We start from the raw sequence: 26,712 nt of genomic DNA on the forward strand, positions 1-26,712 counted from the left end.
ACAACGTCTACTTCATGGAGCATTCGTGGCCGCACCAGCAACGCCGCTCGCGCCGACCGCGCGGGGCGTGCGCACCGTCGCCTTCGTCGAGGGGGTCCGCACCCCCTTCGGCAAGGCCGGCGACAAGGGCATGTACGCCGGGACCCGGGCCGACGACCTGGTCGTCAACGCCATCCGCGAGCTGCTGCGGCGGCACCCCGAGCTGCCGCCCGAGCGCGTCGACGAGGTGGCCATCGCCGCCACCACCCAGATCGGCGACCAGGGCCTGACCATCGGCCGGACCGCCGCGCTGCTGGCCGGGCTGCCGAAGTCGGTGCCCGGCTTCGCCATCGACCGCATGTGCGCCGGCGCCATGACGGCCGTCACCACCGCCGCGTCCGGCATCGGCTTCGGCGCCTACGACATCGCCATCGCCGGCGGTGTCGAGCACATGGGCCGCCACCCGATGGGCGAGGGCGTCGACCCGAACCCGCGGATCATCGCCGACAAGCTCGTCGACCCGACGGCGCTCGTCATGGGCCAGACCGCCGAGAACCTGCACGACCGCTTCCCGGCGATCACCAAGCAGCGCACCGACGCCTACGCGGCGCGCAGCCAGGAGCGCTACGCCGAAGCCGTCAAGACCGGCAAGATCGGCCCGGAGCTCGTGCCCGTCGCCACCCGGTCGGCCGAACTCGGCTGGGGCCTGGCCACCGAGGACGAGCCGCCGCGGCCGGGCACCACCGTCGAGCAGCTGGCGAACCTCAAGACGCCGTTCCGCCCGCACGGCCGGATCACCGCGGGCAACGCGGCCGGCCTGAACGACGGCGCCACCGCGTCGATCCTCGCCGACGAGGAAACCGCCCGCGAGCTGGGCCTGCCGGTCGCGATGCGGCTGGTCGGCTACTCCTTCGCCGGCGTCGAGCCGGAGGTCATGGGCATCGGCCCGGTGCCGGCCACCGAGAAGCTGTTCAAGCGCACCGGCCTGACCATCGACGACATCGGCCTGTTCGAGATCAACGAAGCCTTCGCCGTGCAGGTGCTGGCCTTCCTCGACCACTTCGGCATCGACGACGAGGACCCGCGCGTCAACCAGTGGGGCGGCGCCATCGCGTGCGGTCACCCGCTGGCTTCGTCCGGCGTCCGGCTCATGACGCAGCTGGCCCGCCAGTTCGCCGAGCGGCCCGACGTGCGCTACGGCATGACCACGATGTGCATCGGCATCGGCATGGGCGGCACCGTGATCTGGGAGAACCCGGCGTTCGAGGGGGCGAAGTAATGACTTTCACCGCTGAAGAGGCGAAGGCCGCGTTCCCGGACGAGGTCGTCACCCACGCGAAGACCCGCCTGATCAAGGTGCCCGGCCTGACCAAGCAGGTCGCGCTGATCACCCTCGACAACGGCCACGACCACACCCGGCCGAACACCTTCGGCCCGCAGGGCCTGGTGTCGCTGAACTCCGCGCTGGACGAGGCCTTCGCCGCCGAGCCGGCCGCGATCGCCGTCATCGGCAAGCCGTTCATCTTCGCCGTCGGCGCCGACCTCTCCGGCGTCGAGCAGGTCAGCGACCCGAAGCTGGCGCGCGAGATCGCCCAGACCGGGCACGACGTGTTCCGCCGCCTCACCGAGTCGAAGATCCCGACGTTCGGCTTCGTCAACGGCGCGGTCATGGGCGGCGGCCTGGAGCTGGCGCTGTCCTGCCACTACCGGACGCTGTCGGAGAACACCGCCGCCATCGCCTTCCCCGAGGTCTTCCTCGGCCTGTTCCCGGGCTGGGGCGGCACGCAGCTGCTGCCGAACCTGATCGGCGCGGACGCGGCCGTGACGGTGATCATCGAAAACGCCTTGGCGCAGAACAAGATGCTCAACGTCAAGCAGGCGGCCGAGCTCGGCATCGTCGACGCGGTCTTCGGCTCGGCCGACTACCTCGAGCAGTCGCTGCTCTGGCTGGCCAAGGTGGTCAACGGCGAGATCACCCCGGCCCGCCGCGAGATCGACCGCGGTTCGGCGTGGGACGCGGCGATCGCCCGCGCGAAGTCCATTGTGGACGGCCGCACGCACGGCGCCTCGCCGGGCGCCACCAAGGCCGTCGAGCTCCTCGAGCTCGCGAAGGAAAACGATCTCGACCGCGGCTACGCGGCCGAGACCGACGGCCTCGCCGAGCTGCTCATGTCCGACGTCCTGCGCGCCGGGCTGTACTCGTTCAACCTGGTCAACAAGCGCGCCAAGCGCCCGGCGGGCGCGCCGGACAAGTCGCTGGCCCGCAAGGTGAACAAGGTCGGCATCGTCGGCGCCGGCCTGATGGCCAGCCAGCTCGCGCTGCTGTTCGTCCGCCGCCTCAAGGTGCCGGTCGTGCTGACCGACGTCGACCAGGAGCGCGTCGACAAGGGCGTCGGGTACGTCCACGCCGAGATCGACAAGCTGCTGGGCAAGAAGCGCGTCTCCCCGGACGGCGCGAACCGGCTCAAGGCGCTGGTCACCGGCTCGCTCGACAAGGCCGCGTTCGCCGACGCCGACTTCGTCATCGAAGCCGTCTTCGAGGAACTGGGCGTCAAGCAGCAGGTGTTCGCCGAGCTGGAGCAGCACGTCAAGCCCGAGGCGATCCTGGCGACGAACACCTCGTCGCTGTCGATCACCGCGATGGCGTCGAATCTGCAGCACCCCGAGCGCGTGGTCGGCTTCCACTTCTTCAACCCGGTCGCTGTGCTGCCGCTGCTGGAGATCGTCCGCGGCGAGAAGACCGACGACGCCGCCCTGGCGACGGCGTTCTCGGTCGGCAAGCAGCTGAAGAAGTCCAGCGTGCTGGTGAAGGACGCGTCGGCGTTCGTCGTCAACCGGCTGCTGCTGCGCTTCCTCGGCGAGGTGCTGGTCACCGTCGACGAGGGCACGCCGTTCGACGTCGCCGACAAGGCCTTGGAGCCGCTCGGCCTGCCGATGACGCCGCTGACGCTGATGCAGCTCGTCGGCCCGGCCATCGCGCTGCACGTCGGCGAGACGCTGCACGAGTCCTTCCCGGACCGGTTCACCGTGTCCGAGAACCTCGCGAAGTTCGTCAAGGCGGGCAAGAAGGGCGTCTGGATCTGGGACGCGCAGGGCAACCAGTCGGCCGACCCCGAGGTCGTCGAGCTCTGGACCCAGGGCGACCGGCCGTCCACTTCGGAGCAGGTGCGCGAGCGCGCGCTGGCCGCAATCGCCGAGGAGATCCGGATCATGCTCGACGAGGGCGTGGTCGCCGAGGCGCAGGACATCGACCTGTGCCTGATCCTGGGCGCGGGCTGGCCGTTCTGGAACGGCGGCATCACGCCGTACCTGGACCGCTCCGGCGTGTCCGAGCGGGTCAACGGCAAGCCGTTCCTCGCCCCGGGCGTGGCCTCGGTCCCGACGCGCTAGTACTCGCCCTCACGAGGGCACTTCGGCGGCGGCGCGGTGAGTTTCAGCTGCGCCGCCGTCGCGTCGGAGTCGATCACCGTCACCCGCTCGGCGGTCCGGTAGCGGGCGTGCAGCTCCTGCGCCCACGCCTTAAGGTCGGTACCCGGGACGGCGAGCAGGGACACCGACGGCGGGTCGACGAACACCCGCCGGGCCTTCGGCTCGGCTCGGATCGCCGTCTCGGCCGACCGCATCCCGGCGTCGGACTCGAAGACCACGACGACCGCCGCGCACAACGTGTGCCCGGCCAGCGGCGCCGGGTTCGTGTCCACCGGCAGGTCCGGTGGCCGGACGAGCGCGGCGATGAAGAACGCGAGCCCGGCGCCCGCGGCCAGTGCCAGCGCGATCACCGGCGGCACCACCCGGGTCAGGCGTTTCTCCTCCACACCGAAGATCACAGCACACGTCGGCCGCCGGACACCGCCCGTTCACTCAGGCGGCTTAGCGTCCCCCGCCGTGACCACCGATCGACGCCGGTTCCTCAAGGGCGCCGGCCTCGCGGCCGCCGCCGCGAGCGTGCCCCTCCCGGCTCCCGCCGACCTCGACCCGGGCCGCGTGTGCGGCCGCTACCAGTGGCTGGTGGGCGACCACCACACGCACAGCCAGTACTCCTATGACGCGATGTACCGGATCGACGACATCGCGCGCGGCGGGCGGGCGCACGGCGCGGACTGGATCGTCTTCACCGACCACGGCCACGCCGAGCACGAGAAGGTGTCGGTCGAGCCGACCGAGGCCGACTTCCTCGCCGCCCGCCGGAAGTACCCCGATCTGCTGCTGTGGCACGGCATGGAGTGGAACGTCCCGGGTGCCGAGCACGCGACCGTGTTCTTCCAGGCCGGTTCGGAGCAGGCGGCGAAGCTGCGCGAGTTCGAGCGGACCTTCGACTGGCGGCTGACGAACTCCGAGGCGTCGAGCCCGGCGAACGAGGCCCTCGCGCTGCGGGCCCTGCGCTGGCTGGCTGCCGAGGAACGGGCGAAGCGCATCCACGCGCCCGTGGTGCTGATCAACCACCCGCTGCGCAACGGCCGCGTCGCCCCGCACGAGCTGCGGGCCTACCGCGACGCCGCGCCGGGCATCGTCATCGGCATGGAGGGCGCGCCCGGCGCCCAGGCCGACGGCTTCCCCCAGCCGCTTGGCAACGGCGGCGCGCGCGGCGGCTACGCCAACAACCCCGGCCCGAACTCGTGGCCGGGCTACCCGGCCGAGGCCTACCGGACGCACGGCGGCTGGGACTGGGCGACGGCGAAGGTCGGCGGGCTGTGGGATTCGCTGCTCGCCGAGGGCAAGCCGTGGTGGATCACCACGAACTCCGACTCGCACTACAACCGGGGCGACACGCTGGTCCGCCCGGACGTGCCGGGCGACTGGTACGACACGCACGGCAGGTTCCCCGACCCGGTCGACTCGGGACGGCCGCAGCTGTCCGCGCCGTACGCCGACTTCTACCCCGGCGAGTTCAGCCGGACGTACGTCGGCGTCACGCGGCGCAGCCTCGAAGGCGTGCTGGAGGGCCTGCGGGCCGGGCGGATCTGGCTGGCGCACGGCGGTCTCGTCCAGGGCCTCGAGGTCGAGGCGCACGGCGGTGGTTCCGCCACGACGCTCGGCGGGCGCCTGCGGGTGCGGCGGGGCTCCGACGTCACGGTCGTCGTGCGCGCGCGGCTGGCGGACCGGCCGAACGGCGGCGGCTCGGTGCCGCGGCTGGCGCGCCTGGACGTCGTTTCGGGCCCGGTGACCGGCCCGGTCGCCGACCGCGACACGATGACCGCGCCGGGTACGCGGGTCGTGGAGTCGTTCGAGCCGCGGTGGGCCCCGGGACGGCAGGTCACCTTCCGGCACACGTTCCGGAACGTGCGTGACCCGTTCTACCTGCGTGTCCGGGGTTCGAACGGCAATGCCGAGCCCACGCCGGACGTCGTCGGGCAGGCGGACCCGTTCGAGGACTTGTGGTTGTACGGGAATCCGATATTTGTGGACCTGTGCTGAATGGACTGTCCCGGCGGCTGCTCGTGCGGTCGATCATGGCCGGACTGCGCTTCCTGCTCCGGCTCCCCGCACCGGTGCTGCGGGTGATCGCCGGGCGCCCGGTCGTCGTCGACGGCCGTCAGCCGGTCCTCACCGCCCAGGTGCTCATGCGGGTGTCGCGGCTCGCGCCGTTCGACGCCCCGCACCGGAACGGCAGCCTGGTGCGGGCGCGGGCCGAGCTGAACCTGGCCGGGGCGCTGGCCGGCGCCGGCGTCTGCCCCGGCGTCCGGACCCGCGACCGGTCGTGGCCCGGGCCGGGCGGACCGCTGCCGCTGCGGCTGTACGAGCCGGCCGGCGTCCCGGCGCCCGCGCCGGCGATCGTGTACTTCCACGGCGGCGGGTTCGTCCTCGGCAGCATCGACACGCACGAAGGCGCGTGCCGGCTGCTGGCCGAGGAGGCCGGGGTGCGGGTGGTGTCGATCGGCTACCGGCTCGCCCCGGAACACCCGTTCCCGGCGGCGGCTTCGGACGCGGTGGCGGCGTTCGCCTTCGTCGTTTCCCACGCGGAGGAGTTCGGCATCGACCCGGCCCGGCTGGCGGTGGGCGGCGACAGCAGCGGCGGCAACCTCGCGGCGGTGGTGGCCCACGCGGCCGCCCGCGGCGAGCTGCCCCGGCCGGCGTTCAGCCTCCTGCTCACCCCGGCGACGGACGCACTCGGCTCGTCACGCTCGCACCGGCAGTTCGGCTCGGGCTTCCGCCTCGACCACGACGAGTGGGCCTGGTACCGCGCGCAGTACCTCCGCGACCCGGAGTCCTATCAGGACCCCCGCGCGTCGGTCCTCTACGACGAAACCCTCGAAGGCTTGCCCCCGACGTACGTGGCCACGTGCGGCTTCGACCTCCTCCGCGACGAAGGCGAGGCCTACGCTCACCGCCTGGCTTCGGCGGGAGTCCCGCTGGTCCACCGACGTCACGACGGCCAGCTCCACGGCTTCGCCAACCGAGTAGGCGTGGACCCGGACGCCCGCGCGGCCCTGCTCCACGCCGCCGGAGTCCTCCGCGCCGCCCTCGCCCTGGGGCATCACGCGTGATTGAGCAGGCATCACGCGTGACTGGCGGGGTCATACCTCTCTGATCACGCGTGATGCCCCTGCAGTCACGCGAGATGCCTCTTGGCGCTCGGTCAGTGGGGCGGGAGGTGGACCGTGACGGCGAGGCCGCCGCCCACGATGGGCTCGGCCGTCACCGTTCCGCCGTGGGCTGACACCGCGGCCCGGACGATCGAGAGGCCCAGGCCCGCGCCGTGGCGGGCGGTGCGGGCCACGCCGGCGCGGCGGAACGGCTCGAACAGCTCCGGCACCGCCGCCGGGTCAAGCAGACCGCCCGACGAGCGGACCCGCAGCATCGACCACCGCGGCCCCGGCTGCGTCACGACCTCCAGCCAGCCGCCCTCGACGTTGTGGCGGACCGCGTTCTCCAGCAGGTTGCCCGCGATCCGCTCCAGCAGCGCCGGGTCCCCGAACGCCGACGCCGGCGGCGTCGTGAACGTCGCCCGGATGCCGCGTTGCGCGGCTTCCCGGTGCACGGCGCGCCACGCCCGGTCGACGACGACCGCGAGATCGACCGGCTCGCGCACGCCGAGCCCGGCGCCGTCGGTGCGGGCCAGCAGCAGCAGGGAATTGACCAGCTGCCCGGCGCGCTCGGTCGCGTCGCGGACCACGCCGGCCATCCGCCGCAGCTCGGCTTCGTCGGCTTCGTCGTCGGCGAGGGTGACGTCGAGTTCCGTGCGGATCACCGACAACGGCGTCCGCAGCTCGTGGCTCGCGTTGGCGACGAAGTGGCGTTGCGCGTCGAAGGCCGCCTGGAGCCGGTCGAGCATGTCGTCGAACGTGCTCGCCAGCTCGGCCAGCTCGTCGCGGGAGCGGAGCTCGCCGATCCGCTCCCCCAGCGACTCGACCGACAGCCGCCGCGCGGTGCCGGTGATCTCGCGCAGCGGCAGCAGCACGCGCGAGGTGAACGTCCAGGCGAGGATGGCCGCGGCCGCGACCACCAGCAGGAACGCGATCGAGCCGAACAGCAGCATCCGGTCGCGGGCGTGCACGCGCAGGTGCTCGGCGAGCGTCGAGGCGTCGACCGTGACGCCGTCGACGACCACCACGCTGCCCGGCGGCATCTGCGGGACGGTGTCGAGCGAGTCCCGCACCAGCGTCCAGGCCAGCCAGAGCAGCAGCAGGCTGACGGCGGCGACCAGCACGGTCGCCAGCAGCGTGATCCGGGCGCGGAGGGTGCGGGTGCCCGGCAGGTTCACGCGCGGGAAGCGCCGGGCTCCGGCACCCGGTACCCGGAACCGACGACGGTCTCGATGATCCCCGGCTCGCCGAGCTTCTTCCGCAGCGTCATCACGGTGACCCGGACGGTCGTGGTGAACGGGTCGGCGTTCTCGTCCCAGACGCGTTCCAGCAGTTCCTCGCTGCTGACCACGGATCCGGCGGCCTGCAGCAGCACCTCGAGGACGCCGAACTCCTTGCGCGTCAGCTCGACCGGCCCGCTCGCGCGGCGGACCGTGCGCTTGGCCGGGTCCAGTTCGACGTCGCCGGCGGTCAGCAGCGGCGGTGCGGCCGGCGTGGCGCGACGGCCCAGCGCCCGCACCCGCGCGACGAGCTCGGGGAAGGCGAACGGCTTGGCGAGGTAGTCGTCGGCACCCAGCGACAGCCCGTCCACGCGGTCGGACACCGAACTGCTCGCGGTGAGCATCAGCACCCGGGTCAGCTCCCCGGACGCGACGATCTCCCGGCACAGCTCGTCACCGGACATCCCGGGGAGGTCCCGGTCCAGCAGCACGACGTCGTACCGGGTGACGGCAGCCTTCTCGTGCCCGTCGTCGCCGGTGAGCGCGACGTCCACGGCCATCCCCTCACGGCGCAGCCCGCGGGCGATCGCGTCGGCCAGGGGTTCTTCGTCCTCGACTACCAAAACTCGCACGAGCCCACAATCCCATATTTTCCTGAGAGTGCCCTTTAAGGATGCAGGGCCACCCACCGGAGGGCGAACCACAGTCGCATCCGGACCTCCGGGTCGCCCAGATCCACCCCCAGTGCCTTCTCCACCTGCGCGATCCGGTGCCGGACGCTGTTGCGGTGCACGCCCAGCTCCGTGGCCGTCGGTTCCCAGCCGCCGTGGTGGGCCAGCCACGTCCGCAGGGTCAGCACGAGCGACCGGTCGCCGGCCTCGTCGAGGGCCACCAGCGGCGCCAGCGCCCTGGCCGCGAACTCCCGGGAGGCGCCCGGGTCCACCCACGCGTCGAGGTCCAGCGGCGAGTCCCCGGCGACCACCGGGCGGCCCAGCGCCCGCGCCCGTGCGAGCAGCAGGTCGACCTCGCCGTCCGACGGCTGCCCGGCCGGGGCCGGCGAGCCCACGGCCGCCAGCCACCCGTGCCCGCGCAGGTCCTCCAGCACCGCGAGCGGCGGCGCGGACCCCGCGATGGCCACGAACCGCCCGGGTGACACCGAAACCAGCGGCGTGTCCAGCCGCGCCCGCAGCCAGTCCGGGCGCTGGGCCACCTCGTCCGGGCCCCGCCGGTACGCCGCCCCGGCGACCAGCCGGACCACCTCCGACCCCAGCAGCGACCGGGCCACTTCCGCCGAAGACGCGCTCCCGAGCAACAGGCCGGTGGTGGCCGCGCCCAGCTCGGCCGCGTCCGAGCCCGCGCGGCCGACCAGGCCGAGCAGGGCCGCGCCGACGGCGAGGATCGCCCGGTCGGCCCCCGCCAGCCGCCGGGACCGGCCGACGACCACCAGGTGCGACGCGGTGGCCTGCGGGTACACCGGCTGGACGACGACGAACCCGCCGCCGGTCTCGGTGGTCGCGCTCCGGATCCCGCTGCCCGCCCGCACGGTCGCCATCAGTTCCCGCACCTCCGGCGGCAGCGGCGCGGGCGCGTCGTGCGCCGCGGCCAGCACGTCCCCGGCGCCGACCAGCGCGACCCAGGACCGCAGCACCGCCGCCAGCGCCGACGTCAGCTCGCCGAGCCCGCCACCCGCCGCCCGCGTCAGCGTCTCGCGGGCCGCGGTGATCCGGCGCTGGTCGCGCTGCCCGGCCTCGGTCAACGCGACCGACACCGCCCGGTTGATGGCCAGGAACGGCGTCCGCGGCGGCACGACCACCAGCGGCAGCCCGCGGCGCGCGCAGGCCCGGCGCAGGGACTCCGGCAGCGTTTCGTGCACGTTCGGGGTGAGCCCGAAGCCCAGCGCCGTCACGCCGGCGTCCCGCAGCCCGCGCACGTACCGGTCGATCCGCTCGGGCAGGTTGACGCCCGCGGTGAGGATCAGCTCGCCGCCGACCAGGTAGGGCGCGGGGTCCTGCAGCTCGCTGACGTGGGCCCAGCGGACCGGCAGGTCCAGTGCGCCCGGCCGCAGTGTCTCGCCGACGACCTCGAGCGCGAGCTCCCGGTTGCCGACCACGTCCCGTAACGGGACATTCACCTCGGCGTGCGCTGCATCCGGGCTACGGGTCATTCCATCCCCCACCATGTCGACAAGGGGATGAATCATCCCATGCCGAGGGGGTGGCGGGCGAACTTACGGTGACCCGAAACCGACGTGAGGAGGACACCGTGACCGGCGACTACGCAGTGATCGCGCTGTACATCGCGGGCATGCTCGGGGTCGGCTGGTACGGCCTCAAGCTCGCCAAGACGAAGTCCGACTACCTGGTCGCCGGGCGGCGGCTGGGCTGGTTCATGTACTCCGGCACGATGTCGGCCGTCGTCCTCGGCGGCGCGTCCACCGTCGGCGGCGTGAAGCTCGGCTACAAGTTCGGCATCTCCGGCATGTGGCTGGTGGTCAGCATCGGCGTCGGCATCCTGGTGCTGCACGCGCTGTTCGCGCGGCGGCTGGTGCGGCTGAAGGTCTACACCGTCGGCGAGATGCTCGACCTGCGCTACGGCGGCCGCACCAGCGCGGTGTCCGGCGTCGTGATGTGGGGCTACACGCTGATGCTCACGGTGACCTCGACGCTGGCCTTCGCGACCATCTTCAAGGTGCTGTTCGACCTGCCGAACTGGGCCGGGATCGCGATCGGCGGCTCGATCGTGGTGCTCTACTCGGTGCTCGGCGGCATGTGGTCGATCACGCTGACCGACATCGCCCAGTTCGTCATCAAGACCATCGGCATCCTGGCCATCCTGCTGCCGGTCGCGATCAGCTCGGCCGGCGGCTTCAGCGGGATGAGCGAAAAGCTGGACGCGAGCTTCTTCAGCTTCACCTCGATCGGCACCGACACGATCGTCACCTACTTCGTCATCTACACCTTCGGCCTGCTCATCGGCCAGGACATCTGGCAGCGCGATGTTCACCGCCCGCACCCCGGCGATCGCGACGTCCGGCGGCATCACCTCCGGCGTCTACTGCCTGGTCTACGGCCTGGCCGGCGCCCTGATCGGCACCGCCGCGCACGCGCTCTACCCGGACATCGCCAGCGCGCAGGACGCGTTCGCGACGATCGTCGAGCGCCTCCTGCCGACCGGTGTCCGCGGCCTGGTCCTGGCCGCCGCGCTCTCGGCGATGATGTCGACGGCCAGCGGCGCGCTGATCGCCTGCTCCACCACCACGACGTCGGACCTGCTCACCAAGCTGGGCCTGAAGAAGGGCGGCGAGGTCAGCAGCAACCGGCTCGCCACGCTGCTGCTCGGCCTGCTGGCCATCGGCATCGCGATGGTGGTCGACGACGTCGTCAACGCGCTCACCATCGCCTACGACATCCTGGTCGGCGGCCTGCTGGTGGCGATCGTCGGCGCGCTGTTCTGGAAGCGCGGCACCCGGCAGGGCGCGTACGCGTCGATGGTGGCCGGCACGCTCTCGGTGATCGCGTTCATGATCATCGACGGCGTGGACGCCAACACCCCGATCTACTGGGGCCTCGGCGCGAGCCTGGTCGTCTACCTCGCCGTCAGCCTGGCCACGCCCCGCACCTCCGAGACCATCCTTTCCGTCTGGACCGACCGCCTGAGCGGCCGGGAAGCACCCATCGAAACCCGGGAACAGGAGCCCACCAGTGCCTAACATCGGACCCCTCGACTCGTCGCGCGTCCCCCGGTTCGCCGGGTTCGCGACCTTCGCGCGGCTGCCGCGGATCGACCAGGTCGAGCGCGCCGACGTCGCCGTCGTCGGGGTGCCCTTCGACTCCGGCGTGTCCTACCGGCCCGGCGCGCGGTTCGGCCCGGCCGCGGTGCGCGAGGCGAGCCGGCTGCTGCGGCCGTACCACCCGGAGCTGGACGTCTCGCCGTTCGAGGAGAAGCAGGTCGTCGACGCCGGGGACATCGCGGTCAACCCGTTCAACATCGGCGAGGCGATCGAGACGCTGCAGCAGGAAGCCGAAGCGCTGCAGGCGGACGGGACGCGGCTGGTCACCGTCGGCGGCGACCACACCATCGCGCTGCCGCTGCTGCGCGCGGCGGCGAAGAAGCACGGACCCGTTGCCCTGCTGCACTTCGACGCGCACCTCGACACCTGGGACACCTACTTCGGCGAGCCGTACACCCACGGCACCCCGTTCCGGCGGGCGTCGGAGGAAGGGATCCTCGACACGAGCGCGCTGTCGCACGTCGGCACGCGCGGGCCGCTGTACGGCAAGCGCGACCTCGAAGAAGACCGGCGGCTCGGGTTCGGCATCGTCACCTCCGGCGACGTCATGCGCCGCGGGGTCGCCGAGACCGTCGACGCACTGCGGCAGCGCATCGGCGATCGCCCGCTGTACGTCTCGGTCGACATCGACGTGCTCGACCCGGCCCACGCGCCCGGCACCGGCACCCCCGAAGCGGGCGGGATGACCAGCCGCGAGCTGCTGGAGATCCTGCGCGGGCTGCGCGACCTCAACCTGGTCGGCGCGGACGTCGTCGAGCTGGCCCCGGCCTACGACCACGCGGAGATCACCGCCATCGCGGCCTCCCACGTCGCCTACGACCTGGTGAGCCTGCTGGCACTGGGGAAGGGCGAATGACCCGCATCGGCGGTGACGTCGTCGTCGAGACCCTGCGGGCACTGGGCGCCGACACGGTGTTCGGGCTGCCGGGCCAGCACGCGCTGGGCCTGTTCGAGGCGCTGCGGCGCGCGGGCGACCTGCGCGTGGTCAGCGGGCGCGTCGAGAACAACCTCGCCTTCGCCGCCGACGGGCACGCCCGCGCCCGGCTCGCGGCGGCCCCGGACGGCCCGGTGCCGGTGACGCCGCTGATCGTCTCGACCGGGCCGGGCGCGTTGCTGACGCTGGCTTCGCTGCAGGAGTCCCGGGCGGCTTCGGTGCCGGTGCTGGGCATCTCCAGCCAGGTCCCGGTCGCCGGCCTCGGCGGCGGGCGGCACGGCTACCTGCACGAGCTGCCCGACCAGCAGGCGAGCTTCCGGGACGTGGTGAAGTCGGTGCACGTGGTGCGGCGGGCGAGCCAGCTCCCGTCGGCGCTGCGCGAGGCGTGGACGTCGGCGGCGACCGCGCCCTACGGCCCGGTGTGGGTCGAGATCCCCCAGGACGTGCTGCTCGGGCCGGCCGGGATCCCGCCGATCACGTCGGTGTCGGCCACTGCTCCGCCGCTGGAACCCCTTCCGGAGCTGGTCACCGAGGCCGCCCGGCTGCTCGAGGCGGCGGCGAACCCGGTGATCCTGGCCGGCGGCGGGGCGCTGCGGTCGGGCGCGCAGGCCGAGCTGCTGGCCTTGGCCGAGGCCCTGCGCGCGCCGGTGATCTCCACCTTCGGCGGCAAGGGCGTGTTCCCCTGGGCGCACGAGCTGTCCGGGCGGTCGTGGCTGGAGGACTGGCACACCACGGAGTTCCTCGCGGCCGCCGACGTGCTGCTGGTGCTCGGCTCCGGTCTCGGCGAGCTGTCCAGCAACTACCGCGAGTTCGCCCCGCGCGGCCGGGTGGTCCAGGTCGAGGCCGACCTCGGGAAGCTGGAGTCGAACTACCCGGGCCTCGGCATCCACGCCGACGTGCGGCTCACCCTGCAGGCGCTGCTGGAGTGGGTGCCGATGCGCGCGTCCGACGGCCGGGCCGAGGCCGCCGTCTCGGAGCTGCTGTCGCGGGTCGAGTCCCGATTGGACGGTCAGGACCTCGCCGTCGAGCGGAAGCTCGTGGACGACATCCGGGCGGCCCTGCCCGAGGGCACGCAGACGTTCTGGGACATGACGATCGCGGCGTACTGGGCCTGGTCGGCGTGGAACCCCGAGGGCGCGCCGATCCACACCGCGCAGGGCGCGGGCGGGCTGGGCTACGGGCTGCCGGCCGCGCTCGGCGGTGCCGCCGCCGGCGGCCCGGCACTGGCGGTGTCCGGCGACGGCGGCGCGATGTACGGCGTCGCCGAGCTGGCGACCGCGGTCCAGCACGGCCTCGACGTCACGTGGCTGATCGTCGACGACGGCGGCTACGGCGTCCTGCGCGAGTACCTGACCGACGCGTTCGGCCGGACGACGGCCACCGAGCTGACCCGGCCGGACTTCGTGGCGCTGGCGTCCTCCTTCGGCGTACCCGCCCGGCTGTCTTCCCTCGACACCGTGGGGGCGGACCTGGCCGCGGCGCTGCGCACGCCCGGGCCGTCGGTCGTCGTCCTGCCCGCCTTGCTCAAGCTGTTCGCGCCGACCCACCTGGAGAAGGCATGACCCGCACGCTCGACCTGACCGACCCGGCCACCGGCGAGGTGTTCGGCACCAGCCCCGTCGCCGGCCGGTCCGAAGTGGACGCGGCGCTGGAAGCGGCCGCGCAAGCGTTTGCGACCTGGCGGCGCAGCACCCCGGCGCAGCGGCAGCTGGCCTTGCTGAAGATCGCCGACGCGCTCGAAGCCCGGGCGGCCGAGTTCGCCGACCTCGAGGTGCGCGAGACGGGCAAGATCCGGTCGGTGGTGCTCGAGGAGGAGATCCCGGAGTGCGTGAGCGCCCTGCGGTTCTTCGCGGGGGCGGCACGGCACCTGGAGGGCACCGCGGCCGGCGAGTACACGCCAGGGCACACGTCGGTGATCCGCCGCGAGCCGGTCGGCGTCTGCGCGCAGATCGCGCCCTGGAACTACCCGCTGATGATGGCGGTCTGGAAGATCGCCCCGGCGCTGGCGGCGGGCAACACGGTGGTGCTGAAGCCGGCCGAGACGACCCCGTCGACGGCGCTGCTGCTGGCCTCGGTGGCCGCGGAGCACCTGCCGCCGGGGGCGTTCACCGTGCTGACCGGCGACCGCGACACCGGCCGGGCCCTGGTCAAGCACCCCATCACGGCCCTGGTCTCGATCACCGGGTCGACGCGCGCGGGCATCGACGTGGCGACGGTGGCGGCCGCCGACCTCAAGCGGACCCACCTGGAACTGGGCGGCAACGCACCCCTGCTGGTCTTCCCGGACGTCGACATCGCGGCGGCGGCGGCGGGCATCGTGGGCGCGGCGTTCTACAACGCCGGCCAGGACTGCACGGCGGGCAGCAGGGTGCTCGTCCACGACTCGATCCACGACGACTTCCTGGCGGAGCTGGCGAAGACGGCCGCGGCGCAGACACCGGGCGTCGACTACGGACCGCTGAACAGCGCGGCCCAGTTCGCCCGCGTCGAAGGCCTCATCGCCGGGCTGCCGTCCCACGCCCGGATCGAAACCGGCGGCACCCGCTTCGGTTCCCGGGGCTTCCACTACGCCCCCACGGTGATCTCGGGCGTGCGCCAGGACGACGAGATCGTCCAGGAGGAGATCTTCGGCCCGGTCATCACCGTGCAGTCCTTTCCGGACGAAGCGGCGGGCGTGGCGCTGGCCAACGGCGTCCCGTACGGACTGGCGTCGTCGGTCTGGACGCGCGACCTGGCCGTGGCCGCCCGCGTGTCGGCGGACCTGGACTTCGGCTGCGTGTGGGTGAACACGCACGGGCCACTGGTGGCGGAGATGCCCCACGGCGGCTTCGGCCACTCCGGCCACGGCAAGGACCTCTCGGCGTACGCGTTCGCCGAGTACACCCGCGTCAAGCACGTGATGACGAGGTTCGCATGAGCGAGAAGATCACCGAGGTCGAGCAGCACGGCATCGCCCCGATCCCGCCGGAGGACCAGACGTCCCGCCCCCGCGACCTGTTCCGCATGGCGTTCGGCGGCGCGAACACGTTCGCGACGATCATCCTGGGCACCCTCCCGATCGCGTACGGCTTGAGCTTCCGCGACGCGGTACTGGCAACGGCCCTCGGAGTGGTGGTGGGCGGCCTGGTCCTGGCCCCGATGGCGTTGTTCGGCCCGAGAACCCGCACGAACAACGCGGTGTCATCGGGTGCGCACTTCGGCGTGGTCGGCAGGTGCGTCGGCTCGTTCCTGTCCCTGCTGACGGCCATAACGTTCTTCGCGATCTCGGTGTGGGTGAGCGGCGACGCGGTGGCGGGGGCGGCCCAGCGCCTGTTCGGTTTCGACGGAGGAGCGCTCCTGCGCGGCATCGCCTACGGCGTGATCGCGATCGCCACGCTGGTGGTGTGCATCTACGGCTACCGGTTCATGCTCCTGGTGAACCGCATCGCGGTGGTCCTGGGCACGGCGATCATGCTCCTGGGCATCGTGGCCTACGGCGGAACGTTCGACGCGGGCTACCCGGGAACGGGAGCGTACGCACTGGGAACGTTCTGGCCGACGTTCACGTTGGCGGCCTTGACGGCCCTGGCGAACCCGATCTCGTTCGGAGCTTTCCTCGGCGACTGGGCCCGCTACATCCCGGCGTCGTTCAGCAAACGCTCGTTGCTGACGGCGCCGTTCCTGGCCCAGGTGGCCACGCTGCTCCCGTTCGGTTTCGGCATCGCCACGGCAACCCTGGTGGCAAACCCGGCCGACTACATCACGGGCCTGACGGCGATTTCCCCGTTGTGGTACGCGATCCCCCTGATCGTGGTGGCCTTGATCGGCGGCCTGTCCACCGGAACGACATCGCTGTACGGAACGGGCTTGGACTTCAGCTCGATCTTCCCGAAGCTCTCCCGCGTCCGGGCAACGCTGCTGATCGGGACGTTGAGCGTGGCCTTCATCTTCGTGGGCAATTTCGTACTGGACATGGTGTCGAGCATCAACGCGTTCGCAACGTTGATCGTCCTGTGCACCAGCCCCTGGATGGTGATCATGATGATCGGCTTCGTGCAGAGAAGAGGCTGGTACGACGTAGCGGACCTGCAGGTGTTCAACGAGGGCCGCAAGGGCGGCCGCTATTGGTTCGCAAAGGGGGTGAACTGGCGAGCAATGGCAGCATGGCTCCCGGCAACAACACTGGGCCTGTTGTGCGCAAACACACCGATGATCACCGGCCCCCTGAAAGACATCGCAGGAGGCGTGGACATCAGCCTCTTGGCAACCTTGCTGACGGCCGCAATCACCTACCCCCTCCTGGTGAAGCTGTTCCCAGAGCCCCCACAGGTATTCCCCCCAACGAGGAACCCACAAACCGAGCTGGTTGGTCATCCCGTCGCCTGAGGCCGCAAAAATCACTTTGAGCCAGGCCCGCAACCCAAAGCACAAGGCGAGAAGACTACGCAACCTTGCGGGCCTGGCTCAAAGTGATAGGCCTCAATCAGGCGACGGGATGACCGACCAGCGGAGGGTCATCCCAGAGCCTGCCCGTCCGGCGAGGACAATCTTTAAAGCCACGGCAGAAACCCGACGCGAGCTGAAACCCCGGCAGAAAACTACCGATCAGCGTTCTTCGCGGCAGGCTCCTCAGCAGTCCCCAATCGCCCAGAGGCCCATTCGGTAACCCGCCGAGCAACATCCTGAGCAGTCAACCCGATCCGCCCCAGAACCTCATCCCGGCTCCCATGATCATGGAAAGCCTGAGGAACAGCCAGATCCCGCAACGGAACATCACACTCGGCATCCCGGAACAGGCCGGCCAAGGCAGACCCGAACCCACCGTGACGACCGCTGTCCTCGACAGTGACCACCAACTTGTGCTGAGAGGCCAGCGCAACAAGCTCAGCAGGGACCGGAAGAACCCACCGCGGATCCACCACGGTAACCCCAATCCCCTGATCGGCAAGCCGATCAGCAGCAGCAAGTCCCAGCGTCGCGAACGCACCGACGGTCACCAGGAGAACGTCCGCTCCCTCAGCCGGCCGCCGCAGCACATCAACGGTCCCGACCCGCTCGACGGCGGCAACATCGGTCCCGACCTTCCCCTTGGAGAACCGCAAAGCAGTAGGCCCATCGGAAACGGCCACAGCCTCACGAAGTTCCTCACGCAGGGTCGCCGGGTCCCGAGGGGCGGCAACCCGCATCCCCGGAACCATCCCGAGCAGGGACAGGTCCCACATACCGTGGTGAGAAGGCCCATCGGGCCCGGTGATCCCGGCCCGGTCGAGCACCAGCGTCACCGGCAGCCGGTGCAGGGCCACATCCATCAGCACCTGGTCGAACGCCCGGTTGAGGAACGTCGAGTAGATCGCCACGACCGGGTGCAACCCGCCCATGGCCAGCCCGGCCGCCGAAGTGACCGCGTGCTGCTCGGCGATCCCGACGTCGTACCACCGGTCCGGGAACGCCTCGGCGAACTTGTCCAGCCCGGTCGACCGCAGCATCGCCGCGGTGATCGCGACGACGTCCTCGCGCTCGGCGCCGATGGCCGCCAGCTCGGAGCCGAACACGCCCGTCCAGCTCGGCCCCTTGACCGGCGGCAGCCCGGTCTCCGGGTCGATCGGATCGGTCTGGTGCATCTGGTCGTGCTGGTTGTTCACCGCGGGCGCGTAGCCGTGCCCCTTCTCGGTGACCACGTGCACGATGACGGCACCGCCGAAGGCCTTCGCGCTGTGCAGCGCCTTCTCCAGGGCCACCTGGTCGTGGCCGTCGACCGGACCGAGGTACTTCAGGCCCAGGTCGGAGAACATCGCCTGCGGGCTGAGCGCGTCCTTCAGCCCGGCCTTCGCCGCGTGCAGGGCGGCGTAGATCGGCTTGCCGACGACCGGGGTGTGCTTGAGGATCTCGCGGCCGCCGTCGAGGAGCCGCTCGTAGCCGGGCTGCAGGCGCAGCGCCGCGAGGTGGTCGGCCAGGCCGCCGATGGTCGGCGAGTACGAGCGGCCGTTGTCGTTGATCACGATGACGACCGGGCGCTCGCGGTGGGCGGCGATGTTGTTGAGCGCCTCCCAGCACATGCCGCCGGTGAGCGCGCCGTCGCCGACGACGGCGATCGCGTGCCGCCCGCCGCCGGCCAGCTCGAACGCCTTCGCCAGGCCGTCCACATAGGACAGACCGGAGGACGCGTGGCTGCTCTCCACCCAGTCGTGCTCACTCTCCGCGCGCGAGGGGTAACCGGTGACCCCGCCGGTCTGGCGGAGCAGGTCGAACCCGGCCGCGCGGCCGGTGACGAGCTTGTGCACGTACGCCTGGTGACCGACGTCCCACACGATCGCGTCGCGCGGCGAGTCGAACACGCGGTGCAGCGCCAGGGTCAGCTCGACGACGCCGAGGTTCGGCCCCAGGTGGCCACCCGCCCGGCGCACCTTGTCGACGAGGAAGTCCCGGATCTCCGCGGCCAGTTCGCCGAGGTCCTCGACACTCATGCGCTTCAGGTCCGCCGGTCCGCCAACGGACTCCAGCATCGTCACTCGTCTCCACCTCACTCGCTCGGTTCCGGCCAGTCTACGGAGACCTGCTAGAGCATCACCGCAGGCCGCGTCCGGCGTCACAACCGGAGCGCGACCGCAGGTCAGCAGCCGGGGTGAACCGGGGCCCGCCGCGGCGCTGTGGCGGTCACGCGGCGTGGCCACGAGAATGGGCCGCATGGCGGACTTCCTCATCGGTGGCGACTGGGTGGACGCGGTGGACGGCGGCCGGCGCGAGATCCGCTGCCCGGCCGACGGCTCCCTGGTCGCGACGGTCGCCGAGGGCACGGCCAAGGACACCGAGGCCGCCATCGCGGCGGCGCGCCGGGCGTTCGACACCGGCCCGTGGCCCGGCACCCCCGCCCACCTGCGCGGTGACCTGCTGCTGCGCACCGCGGACCTGCTGGACCGCGACGCGGAGGCGTTCGCCCGCGCCGAGTCGCTCGACACCGGCAAGCGCCTGGTGGAGAGCCGGTACGACATGGCCGACATCGCGGCCTGCCTGCGCTACTTCGGCAAGCTGGCGGCGCAGGACGCCGGGCGCGTGGTCGACACCGGCAACCCGGACGCGATCAGCCGGATCGTGCACGAGCCGGTCGGCGTCTGCGGGCTGATCACGCCGTGGAACTACCCGCTGCTGCAGACGGTGTGGAAGATCGCGCCGGCGCTGGCCGCGGGCAACACGTTCGTGCTCAAGCCCAGCGAGCTGACCCCGCACACGGCGATCCGGTTCCTGCAGCTGCTCACCGAGGCCGGGCTGCCGCCGGGCGTGGCCAACCTGGTGCTCGGCGTGGGCGCCGAGGTGGGTGCGCCGCTGGCGTCGCACCCGGACGTCGACCTGGTGTCGTTCACCGGCGGCCTGGCGACCGGCAGGGTGATCGCCGCGGCGGCCGCGGGCACGGTCAAGAAGGTGGCACTGGAGCTCGGCGGAAAGAACCCGAACGTGGTATTCGCCGACGCCGACTTCGAGACGGCGGTCGACTACGCGCTGACGGCGGTGTTCCTGCACTCCGGCCAGGTGTGCTCGGCGGGCGCGCGGCTGATCGTGCAGCGGGAGTGGCACGAGGAGTTCGTGGCCGAGCTGGTGCGCCGGGCGGAGCGGATCCGCCTGGGCGGCCCGTTCGACCCGCGGGCGGAGACGGGCCCGCTGATCTCGGAGGCTCACCGGGCGAAGGTGGAGGCGTACGTGGCGGCCGCGCTGGCCGAGGGAGCGGTGCTCCGCACGGGCGGCCGTCGCCCGGACGACCCGGCGCTCGCCGACGGCTTCTACTACCTGCCGACCATCCTCGACCAGGTGCGGCAGGGCTCGTCGGCGGTGCGCGAGGAGTCGTTCGGCCCGGTGCTGACGGTGGAGACGTTCACCGACGAGGACGACGCGGTCCGCATCGCCAACGACACCCACTACGGCCTGGCGGGCGCGGTGTTCACCCAGGACGCGGGGCGGGCGCAGCGCGTGGCGGGCCGGCTGCGCCACGGGACGGTGTGGATCAACGACTACCACCCGTACCTGCCCCAGGCCGAGTGGGGCGGCTACAAGCAGTCGGGGTTCGGCCGCGAGCTGGGCCCGACAGGGCTGGCGGAGTACACCGAGGTCAAGCACATCTACCAGAACCTCCGGCCGGCGCCGCAACGCTGGTTCTCGGGCTGAAAGCCGCCTTATGCTGCGTCCACGGGCGAAGCAGGGGAGGCCGGAGTGGACGAACAGCGACCACGGAAGCGGCTCCGCGGCCCGCGGGCCGTACTGGTGGGGGTGGCGGCCCTGGGTGTCCTGGCCGGCCTGACCCTGCGCACGGCGGAGTACCCGGGGGTGCTCCCGCCGGGGACGCCGGACCCGGAGCTGGACCTGGGCTTGCGCCTGGTGTGCGCGGCGGCGGTGCTGATCGCGGTGACGCTGGCGTACCTGACGTTCGCCCGCCACCAGGACGAGCCCCTGGCCATGGCGAGCTTGCCGGGGCTGGTGGTGACGGGGGTGGTGTTGCGGCACCTGGTGGTGACGTTGCCGGGGGTGACCCGCATCCAGCCGGCGGCCCGGGTGGTCCCGGGTTCCGGGGCCTGGGTGCTGCTGGTGTCGGGGGTCGCGATGACGGCAACCGGCCTCGCGGCGGCGTTCGCGGTACGCCGGGCAGGCTGAGCAACGCGGTATGCCGCCGCGGTGAGCCGCCGCCGCTCCGCGGCGGCCATGCAGCTACGCAGCCGTCAGCCGCGCCCACAGTCACCCAGCGACCGCCGAACGCGCCGACCGCTGCCTCACCCCAGTGGGTCACCCTCCACACGGCCCACTGCTCACCGGCCGCCGCGCAGCACCGTTCGCCGAGCACCCCATGGGCCGCCAACCGCCCAACCGGCCGCCGCCGCTGAGTCACCCGCGCCCGCGAACCGCCCGGCCGCCGTCACACCGCCTATCCCCTCACCGCCTTCCGGCCGAGGAACGCCGCCAGCCGATCAGCCGCCGTTGCCTCCCCTTCCGGCTCCACCTCCGGCCCGAACGGCCCGCCCGCCTGCCTCGGCGCCGTCCCGAACCGGGACCGCCACTGCTCCAGCGCCCGCGCGGCCAGCTCCGGCGCCAGATCCCTCGGCTGCCCGGTCGCGTCCGCGATGTCCCAGCCGTGGGCCAGGTACTCGTTCACCCTCATGTGCACCAAGAACACCCCCGGCACCTCGCCGAGCGGCGTCGTCACCTGCCGCGTGAACAACCCCGGCTCGGCCAGCACCTCCCGGGCCGCCGCCACCGATGCCACGAACGCCTCGGCCGGCGAGTCACCCACGTAGTCACCGTCCGGGGCCGGTGGGCCCGTTCCCGCCCAGAAGGCCACTTTCGCGTTGCCGTGCGCCAAGTGGTTCACCACCGCGCGCACGTCCCACTCCGTGCACGCCGTCGGGAGTGCCCACTGGTCCGCACGGACCGCGGTGACCAGGCCGGTCACCGTCGAAGCTGCGAGGTCGAAGTCGTCGAGAGCAGTCATGGGCACAGTGTGCCGACCACCACCGACAAAAACTCACGACAGCAGCGCCACGCACTCCACGTGGTGGGTCATCGGGAACGCGTCGAACGCCCGCAGGTCCGTCAGCGAGTACCCGTGGGAGGCGAAGGTCGCCAGGTCCCGCGCCAGTGCCGCCGGGTCGCAAGCCACGTACACGATCCGGTCCGGCGCACCCGCCACGATCGACTCCACGACCGCCTTGCCTGCACCCTTGCGGGGCGGATCCAGCACCACCACGTCGACCGGCTTGGCCGCCGACGCCAGCACGTGCTCCACCCTTCCCGCGTGCCACGAGACCTGCGGCAGGTCCGCGAGGTTGCGCTCGCCGTCGGCGACCGCACGGCGGCCGGATTCGACCGCCAGCACGTGCCCCGAAGGACCTACCTGCGCGGCCAGCACCGACGCGAACAGCCCGACCCCCGCGTAGAGGTCCCAGGCCGTGCCACCGGACGGCGCTTCCGCCCACTCCCCCACGACCGCCGCGAACGTCGACGCCGCCGCCGGGTGGACCTGCCAGAACCCGTGCGCGTCGAGGCGCCAGTCGCGGCCCGCCGCGTGCTGGACCGCGACGCCGCCCGTCAGCTGCCGGGCGCGGACCTTGCCGCGCACCGTCGACAGCTCGCGGACGTGCACGTCGCCGTCGCCGTCGGTCGTCACCTCCAGCTCGCTGCCCGGCCGCCAGCGCCGCGCCAGGACGTCGTCGAGCTCGCCGGGCACCGCGATCGGGCAGTCGTCCAGTGCCACCACCCGGTGGCTGTGGTGGGCACGCAGCCCGGCACGCCCGTCGCGCCCGGCGACCAGCCGGACGCGGCTGCGCCAGTCCAGCGGCCCGCCGTCCAGTGCCTCCACGACGACGTCCCGCTCAATGCCGGCCAGCCGCTGCAGCTGCTCCGCCACGACCGACGCCTTCAGCGAACGCTGGTAGTCCGGCGAGGCGTGCTGCCAGTCGCAGCCGCCGCAGCCTCCCGGGACCGCCAGCGGGCACGGCGGCTCCACCCGGTGCGGGGACGGCGACAGCACCTCGACGGCGTCCCCGCGGCAGAACGAACCGCCGTTGTCCTCGGTGACCTCGACCCGGACCTGCTCACCCGGCAGTGCGTGCCGGACGAACACGACCCGGCCCTCCGCGCGGGCGACGCAGTGGCCGCCGTGCGCCACCGCCCCGACCTCGACTTCGAGAACACGGCCCAGCCAGCTGGTCATTCGGCAGGCTCCTTGGGCTTCGGCGCCGCGACCGGCTGCCCGTTGGGCGAGAACCCGCGGCGGACGTCGCCGGCGGCGGGGCGCTCGTTGCGGACCCGCGCGGCCGCCTTGGCCGACGACTGCAGCTGCCACGGCACGCTCGCCACGATCACCCCGGACTGGAACAGCAGCCTGCCCTTGAGCCGCAGCGCGCTCTGGTTGTGCAGCACCTGCTCCCACCAGTGGCCGACCACGTACTCCGGGATGAACACGGTGACCACGTTGCGCGGGTTGTCACCGCGCACGCGCTTCACGTAGTCGAGCACGGGCTTCGTGATTTCGCGGTAGGGGGACTCGACGACCTTGAGCGGCACCTTGAAGTTGTGCGCGTCCCACTCGGCGGTGAGCCTCCGCGTGTCGGCATCGTCCACATTGACCGTCACGGCCTCGAGGACGTCCGGGCGCATCGCCTTGGCGTAGGCCAGCGCGCGCAGCGTCGGACGGTGCAGTTTGGACACGAGCACGATCGCGTGGTTGCGCGACGGCAGCACGGTCGGGGTGTCGCCGAGCTCCTTCAGCTCGTCGGCGACGCGGTCGTAGTGTCGCCGGATCGCCGTCATCAGCGCGAAGATGGCCACCATCGCGGCGATCGCGATCCACGCGCCGAGCAGGAACTTGGTGATGAGCACGATCACCAGGACGGTCGCGGTCATGGTCAGGCCGATGGCGTTGACGGTCTGCGAGCGCCGCATCCGCCGCCGCGCGCCCGGGTCGGTTTCCCTGGCCAGCAACCGGTTCCAGTGCCGGATCATGCCCGCCTGGCTCACCGTGAACGACACGAACACGCCCACGATGTAGAGCTGGATGAGCCGGGTGACCTCGGCGTCGAAGGCGATGATCAGGACCAGCGCGAACGCGGCCAGGAACAGGATGCCGTTGGAGAACGCCAGCCGGTCGCCGCGGGTGTGCAGCTGGCGCGGCAGGTAGCGGTCCTGCGCCAGGATCGAGCCCAGCACCGGGAAGCCGTTGAACGCGGTGTTCGCGGCCAGCAGCAGGATGATGCCGGTGGAGAAGGAGATGTAGTAGAACGCCGGCGGGAAGTCGGCGAACACCGCGTGCGCGATCTGCGCGACGATCGTCTTCTGCTCGTAGCCGGCGGGCGCGCCTTCGAGCTGCCGCGCCGGGTCCTCGGCGAACTTGACGTCGGTGATGGTGGCCAGCGTGATGATGCCGACCAGCATGGTGACCGCGAGCAGGCCCATCATCAGCAGCGTGGTGGCCGCGTTCTTCGACTTCGGCTTCTGGAACGCCGGGACGCCGTTGCTGATCGCCTCGACCCCGGTCAGCGCCGCCGCGCCGGAGGAGAACGCCCGCAGCACCAGGAACGCGTACCCGACACCGGCGAAGGTGCCTTCGGCGGTCAGCGTGAAGCCGGCGCTTTCGGCCTTCATCTCGGTGCCGGTGGCCGCCTGCACCAGGCCCCAGGCGACCATGACCAGAATGCCCAGGATGAACCCGTACGTCGGGATCGCGAAGGCCTTGCCGGACTCGCGGATGCCGCGCAGGTTCAGCGACGTCAGCACGACCACGATGACGATCGACGCGAGCACTTTGTGTTGCGCGACCCACGGGACGGCCGAGCCGATGTTGGCCACACCGGACGAAGTGGACACCGCGACGGTCAGGACGTAGTCGACGAGCAGGGCGCTGGCGACGGTCAGGCCGAACTTGCCGCCGAGGTTCGTGTTGGCGACCTCGTAGTCGCCGCCGCCGCTCGGGTAGGCGTGCACGTTCTGCCGGTAGGACGCGACCACGACCAGCATGACCAGGGCGACCATGACGCCGATCCACGGCGCGAGCGCGTACGCCGAGAGGCCCGCCACGCTCAGTGTCAGGAAGATCTCTTCGGGTGCGTACGCCACGCTCGAGAGCGCGTCGGACGCGAAGATCGGCAGCGCGATGCGCTTGGGCAGGAGCGTGTGAGAGAGCCGGTCACTGCGGAACGGACGTCCGAGGACCAGGCGTTTCAGCACGGTCGGGAACTTCGACACCACGGAAGCGTAACGGTCGGGGCGCACGGTAGGTTCGGCGCTGGTATGTCGGGGGTAAGACGGACGGGTGAACCGCCGAGGAGGAGGCAGGGCGTGCACGTGGTGATCATGGGATGCGGCCGGGTCGGCGCGTCCCTGGCCGCTGCGCTGGAGCGGCTCGGCCACGAGGTGGCCGTCATCGACAAGAACCAGCAGGCGTTCCGCCGGCTCGGCAGCGACTTCCACGGCCAGCAGGTCGTCGGCGTCGGCTTCGACCGCCGGGTGCTGGTCGAGGCCGGCATCGAGCGGGCGGGCGCGTTCGCGGCGGTGTCCAGCGGCGACAACTCGAACATCATCTCGGCCCGGGTCGCGCGCGAGAACTTCGGCGTCGAGCACGTCGTCGCGCGCATTTACGACCACAAGCGCGCGGCGGTGTACGAGCGGCTGGGCATCCCGACGGTGGCGACCGTGCCGTGGACGACCGACCGGTTCCTGCGCACCCTGCTGCCGGACGGCGTGGCGTCGGCGTGGCGGGACCCGTCGGGCAACGTGGCGCTGCTGCAGCTGCCGCTGCACGAGGGCTGGGTCGGGCACTCGGTGAAGTCGCTGCAGGAGGCGACCGGCGCACGGGTGGCGTTCATCATGCGCTTCGGCACCGGCGTGCTGCCCGACACGAAGACGGTGCTGCAGGCCGACGACGTCGTGTGGGTGGCCGCGCGCTCGGGCACCGTCACCGACGTCACCAGTGTGGCCCACCGCGAACCGGAGGACGAGGCATGAGGGTCGCGATTGCGGGCGCCGGGGCGGTCGGCCGCTCCATCGCCGCCGAGCTGATCGACGGCAGGCACCAGGTGATGCTCATCGAGCGCGAGGCCGACCAGTTCGACCCGCACACGGTCGAGCAGGCCGACTGGGTGCTCGGCGACGCCTGCGAGGTGTCGATCCTGGAGGAGTCCGGGATCGAGCAGTGCGACGTCGTCATCGCCGCCACCGGCGACGACAAGGCGAACCTGGTGGTTTCGCTGCTGGCCAAGACGGAGTTCGCGGTCCGGCGCGTGGTGGCCCGGGTGAACAACCCGGCCAACGAGTGGCTGTTCACCGACGCGTGGGGCGTCGACGTGGCGGTCTCGACCCCCCGCATGCTGGCGGCGATGGTCGAGGAAGCGGTGAGCGTCGGCGACCTGGTGCGGCTGATGACGTTCCGGCAGAGCAACGCGAACCTGGTCGAGCTGACGCTGCCGGCGGAGACCCCGCTGGCCGGGAAGCCGGTGAGCGAGCTGACGCTGCCGCGGGATGCGGCGCTGGTGACGATCCTGCGGGGTGACCGGGTGATCGTGCCGCAGCCGGAGGACCCGCTGGAGCCCGGGGACGAGCTGCTGTTCGTGGCTACGGCGGACGTGGAACCGGAGATCCGGACGGCTTTGGGTTACTGAGCCCGGATGGGCCCCTGGCGTGCGCCGGGGGCCTTTTCCGTGGCGAGATTTTGGGACTTTCGCGGGCTCGGATGCCCTTTTCGCGGCTTGCGGTGGCCGAAATTGTCGGTGGTGGCCGGTAGCGTAAAAACCGGGGGGGTCCCCTTCGCGCGCG

At 71.9% G+C, this 26,712-nt stretch carries 20 protein-coding genes and 1 pseudogene; 13 read left to right on the forward strand and 8 right to left on the reverse strand.

From position 1 onward, the window contains the following. Nucleotides 1-67 precede the first annotated feature (67 nt). Both ABZX11_RS37470 and ABZX11_RS37475 read left to right on the forward strand, forming a co-directional pair. Complete coding sequence (locus ABZX11_RS37470; RefSeq protein WP_176178276.1) at nucleotides 68-1,258, forward strand: thiolase family protein; 1,191 nt, start codon at nucleotides 68-70, stop codon at nucleotides 1,256-1,258. Then, complete coding sequence (locus ABZX11_RS37475) at nucleotides 1,258-3,369, forward strand: 3-hydroxyacyl-CoA dehydrogenase NAD-binding domain-containing protein (RefSeq protein ID WP_354922448.1); 2,112 nt, start codon at nucleotides 1,258-1,260, stop codon at nucleotides 3,367-3,369. The genes ABZX11_RS37470 and ABZX11_RS37475 overlap by 1 nt, the downstream gene beginning before the upstream one ends. Here ABZX11_RS37475 and ABZX11_RS37480 read toward each other — a convergent pair. After that, nucleotides 3,366-3,794 (reverse strand): hypothetical protein, encoded by a 429-nt coding sequence (locus ABZX11_RS37480; RefSeq protein ID WP_254897246.1) that lies wholly within the window; start codon nucleotides 3,792-3,794, stop codon nucleotides 3,366-3,368. The two genes, ABZX11_RS37475 and ABZX11_RS37480, sit on opposite strands and share 4 nt — an antisense overlap. 70 nt (nucleotides 3,795-3,864) lie before the next feature. On the opposite strand from ABZX11_RS37480, the gene ABZX11_RS37485 reads away from it, so the two are divergent. Continuing rightward, nucleotides 3,865-5,394, forward strand: a complete 1,530-nt coding sequence (locus tag ABZX11_RS37485) for a PHP domain-containing protein (RefSeq protein ID WP_354922451.1) — start codon at nucleotides 3,865-3,867, stop codon at nucleotides 5,392-5,394. Beyond that, complete coding sequence (locus ABZX11_RS37490) at nucleotides 5,388-6,464, forward strand: alpha/beta hydrolase (RefSeq protein WP_354922454.1); 1,077 nt, start codon at nucleotides 5,388-5,390, stop codon at nucleotides 6,462-6,464. Before ABZX11_RS37485 ends, ABZX11_RS37490 begins: the two co-directional genes overlap by 7 nt. A 92-nt stretch (nucleotides 6,465-6,556) precedes the next feature. On the opposite strand, the gene ABZX11_RS37495 is transcribed toward ABZX11_RS37490, so the two are convergent. The 3 genes from ABZX11_RS37495 to ABZX11_RS37505 are packed head-to-tail and all read right to left on the reverse strand — an operon-like array spanning nucleotide 6,557 to nucleotide 9,833. Then, nucleotides 6,557-7,681 carry a HAMP domain-containing sensor histidine kinase gene (locus tag ABZX11_RS37495; RefSeq protein WP_354922457.1) on the reverse strand — a complete coding sequence of 375 codons (1,125 nt, stop codon included), beginning with the start codon at nucleotides 7,679-7,681 and terminating at the stop codon, nucleotides 6,557-6,559. After that, the gene (locus ABZX11_RS37500; protein ID WP_167441650.1) at nucleotides 7,678-8,355 is read right to left on the reverse strand and encodes a response regulator transcription factor; all 678 of its coding nucleotides are present in this window, start codon (nucleotides 8,353-8,355) and stop codon (nucleotides 7,678-7,680) included. Before ABZX11_RS37500 ends, ABZX11_RS37495 begins: the two co-directional genes overlap by 4 nt. Before the next feature lie 35 nt (nucleotides 8,356-8,390). Then, entirely contained in the window at nucleotides 8,391-9,833 is a 1,443-nt protein-coding gene (locus ABZX11_RS37505; protein ID WP_354922460.1) for a PucR family transcriptional regulator, read from the reverse strand. 152 nt (nucleotides 9,834-9,985) lie between these two features. On the opposite strand from ABZX11_RS37505, the pseudogene ABZX11_RS37510 reads away from it, so the two are divergent. From ABZX11_RS37510 to ABZX11_RS37530, 5 genes and pseudogenes are all read left to right on the forward strand, one after another. Then, nucleotides 9,986-11,432, forward strand: a pseudogene (locus tag ABZX11_RS37510) (sodium:solute symporter). Beyond that, nucleotides 11,425-12,369, forward strand: coding sequence for an agmatinase (gene speB, locus ABZX11_RS37515; protein WP_176176118.1), 945 nt, complete (start codon nucleotides 11,425-11,427; stop codon nucleotides 12,367-12,369). The pseudogene ABZX11_RS37510 and the gene speB overlap by 8 nt, the downstream one beginning before the upstream one ends. Further along, a complete protein-coding gene (locus ABZX11_RS37520) occupies nucleotides 12,366-14,009 on the forward strand; it encodes a thiamine pyrophosphate-binding protein (protein WP_354922464.1) in 1,644 nt (547 codons plus the stop codon). Before speB ends, ABZX11_RS37520 begins: the two co-directional genes overlap by 4 nt. Then, entirely contained in the window at nucleotides 14,006-15,364 is a 1,359-nt protein-coding gene (locus tag ABZX11_RS37525; protein ID WP_354922467.1) for an aminobutyraldehyde dehydrogenase, read from the forward strand. Before ABZX11_RS37520 ends, ABZX11_RS37525 begins: the two co-directional genes overlap by 4 nt. After that, entirely contained in the window at nucleotides 15,361-16,812 is a 1,452-nt protein-coding gene (locus ABZX11_RS37530) for a cytosine permease (protein WP_354922470.1), read from the forward strand. Before ABZX11_RS37525 ends, ABZX11_RS37530 begins: the two co-directional genes overlap by 4 nt. A 212-nt stretch (nucleotides 16,813-17,024) precedes the next feature. Here ABZX11_RS37530 and dxs read toward each other — a convergent pair whose 3' ends face one another. Continuing rightward, complete coding sequence (gene dxs, locus ABZX11_RS37535; RefSeq protein ID WP_354922473.1) at nucleotides 17,025-18,935, reverse strand: 1-deoxy-D-xylulose-5-phosphate synthase; 1,911 nt, start codon at nucleotides 18,933-18,935, stop codon at nucleotides 17,025-17,027. Nucleotides 18,936-19,110: 175 nt separating this feature from the next. On the opposite strand from dxs, the gene ABZX11_RS37540 reads away from it, so the two are divergent. Both ABZX11_RS37540 and ABZX11_RS37545 read left to right on the forward strand, forming a co-directional pair. Beyond that, nucleotides 19,111-20,580: an aldehyde dehydrogenase family protein gene (locus ABZX11_RS37540; protein ID WP_354922476.1), complete on the forward strand. Its 1,470-nt coding sequence runs from the start codon at nucleotides 19,111-19,113 to the stop codon at nucleotides 20,578-20,580. A gap of 45 nt (nucleotides 20,581-20,625) precedes the next feature. Continuing rightward, on the forward strand, nucleotides 20,626-21,063 hold the full coding sequence (locus ABZX11_RS37545) for a hypothetical protein (RefSeq protein ID WP_176176112.1): 438 nt from the start codon (nucleotides 20,626-20,628) through the stop codon (nucleotides 21,061-21,063). 268 nt (nucleotides 21,064-21,331) lie between these two features. Here ABZX11_RS37545 and ABZX11_RS37550 read toward each other — a convergent pair whose 3' ends face one another. The 3 genes from ABZX11_RS37550 to ABZX11_RS37560 are packed head-to-tail and all read right to left on the reverse strand — an operon-like array spanning nucleotide 21,332 to nucleotide 25,146. Continuing rightward, nucleotides 21,332-21,895 carry a TIGR03086 family metal-binding protein gene (locus ABZX11_RS37550; RefSeq protein WP_354922480.1) on the reverse strand — a complete coding sequence of 188 codons (564 nt, stop codon included), beginning with the start codon at nucleotides 21,893-21,895 and terminating at the stop codon, nucleotides 21,332-21,334. 33 nt (nucleotides 21,896-21,928) lie between these two features. Further along, a complete protein-coding gene (locus tag ABZX11_RS37555; protein WP_354922483.1) occupies nucleotides 21,929-23,116 on the reverse strand; it encodes a class I SAM-dependent RNA methyltransferase in 1,188 nt (395 codons plus the stop codon). After that, complete coding sequence (locus ABZX11_RS37560; RefSeq protein WP_176176109.1) at nucleotides 23,113-25,146, reverse strand: APC family permease; 2,034 nt, start codon at nucleotides 25,144-25,146, stop codon at nucleotides 23,113-23,115. Before ABZX11_RS37560 ends, ABZX11_RS37555 begins: the two co-directional genes overlap by 4 nt. 93 nt (nucleotides 25,147-25,239) lie before the next feature. Between ABZX11_RS37560 and ABZX11_RS37565 the strand changes: the two genes are divergently transcribed. Beyond that, a complete protein-coding gene (locus ABZX11_RS37565; RefSeq protein ID WP_254897245.1) occupies nucleotides 25,240-25,905 on the forward strand; it encodes a TrkA family potassium uptake protein in 666 nt (221 codons plus the stop codon). Next, entirely contained in the window at nucleotides 25,902-26,558 is a 657-nt protein-coding gene (locus ABZX11_RS37570; RefSeq protein WP_354922486.1) for a TrkA family potassium uptake protein, read from the forward strand. The genes ABZX11_RS37565 and ABZX11_RS37570 overlap by 4 nt, the downstream gene beginning before the upstream one ends. Nucleotides 26,559-26,712: the final 154 nt, after the last annotated feature.

The organism is Amycolatopsis sp. NPDC004169 (assembly GCF_040610315.1).
In the GTDB taxonomy this organism is placed as follows: domain Bacteria; phylum Actinomycetota; class Actinomycetes; order Mycobacteriales; family Pseudonocardiaceae; genus Amycolatopsis.

What these genes read in the sequence shown, in the direction of transcription:
- ABZX11_RS37570 (WP_354922486.1), top strand. Translation starts at nt 25,902, where the DNA reads ATGAGGGTCGCGATTGCGGGCGCCGGGGCGGTCGGCCGCTCCATCGCC.
- ABZX11_RS37530 (WP_354922470.1), top strand. Translation starts at nt 15,361, where the DNA reads ATGAGCGAGAAGATCACCGAGGTCGAGCAGCACGGCATCGCCCCGATC.
- ABZX11_RS37475 (WP_354922448.1), top strand. Translation starts at nt 1,258, where the DNA reads ATGACTTTCACCGCTGAAGAGGCGAAGGCCGCGTTCCCGGACGAGGTC.
- ABZX11_RS37555 (WP_354922483.1), bottom strand. Translation starts at nt 23,116, where the DNA reads ATGACCAGCTGGCTGGGCCGTGTTCTCGAAGTCGAGGTCGGGGCGGTG.
- ABZX11_RS37540 (WP_354922476.1), top strand. Translation starts at nt 19,111, where the DNA reads ATGGCGGACTTCCTCATCGGTGGCGACTGGGTGGACGCGGTGGACGGC.
- ABZX11_RS37525 (WP_354922467.1), top strand. Translation starts at nt 14,006, where the DNA reads ATGACCCGCACGCTCGACCTGACCGACCCGGCCACCGGCGAGGTGTTC.
- ABZX11_RS37550 (WP_354922480.1), bottom strand. Translation starts at nt 21,895, where the DNA reads ATGACTGCTCTCGACGACTTCGACCTCGCAGCTTCGACGGTGACCGGC.
- ABZX11_RS37520 (WP_354922464.1), top strand. Translation starts at nt 12,366, where the DNA reads ATGACCCGCATCGGCGGTGACGTCGTCGTCGAGACCCTGCGGGCACTG.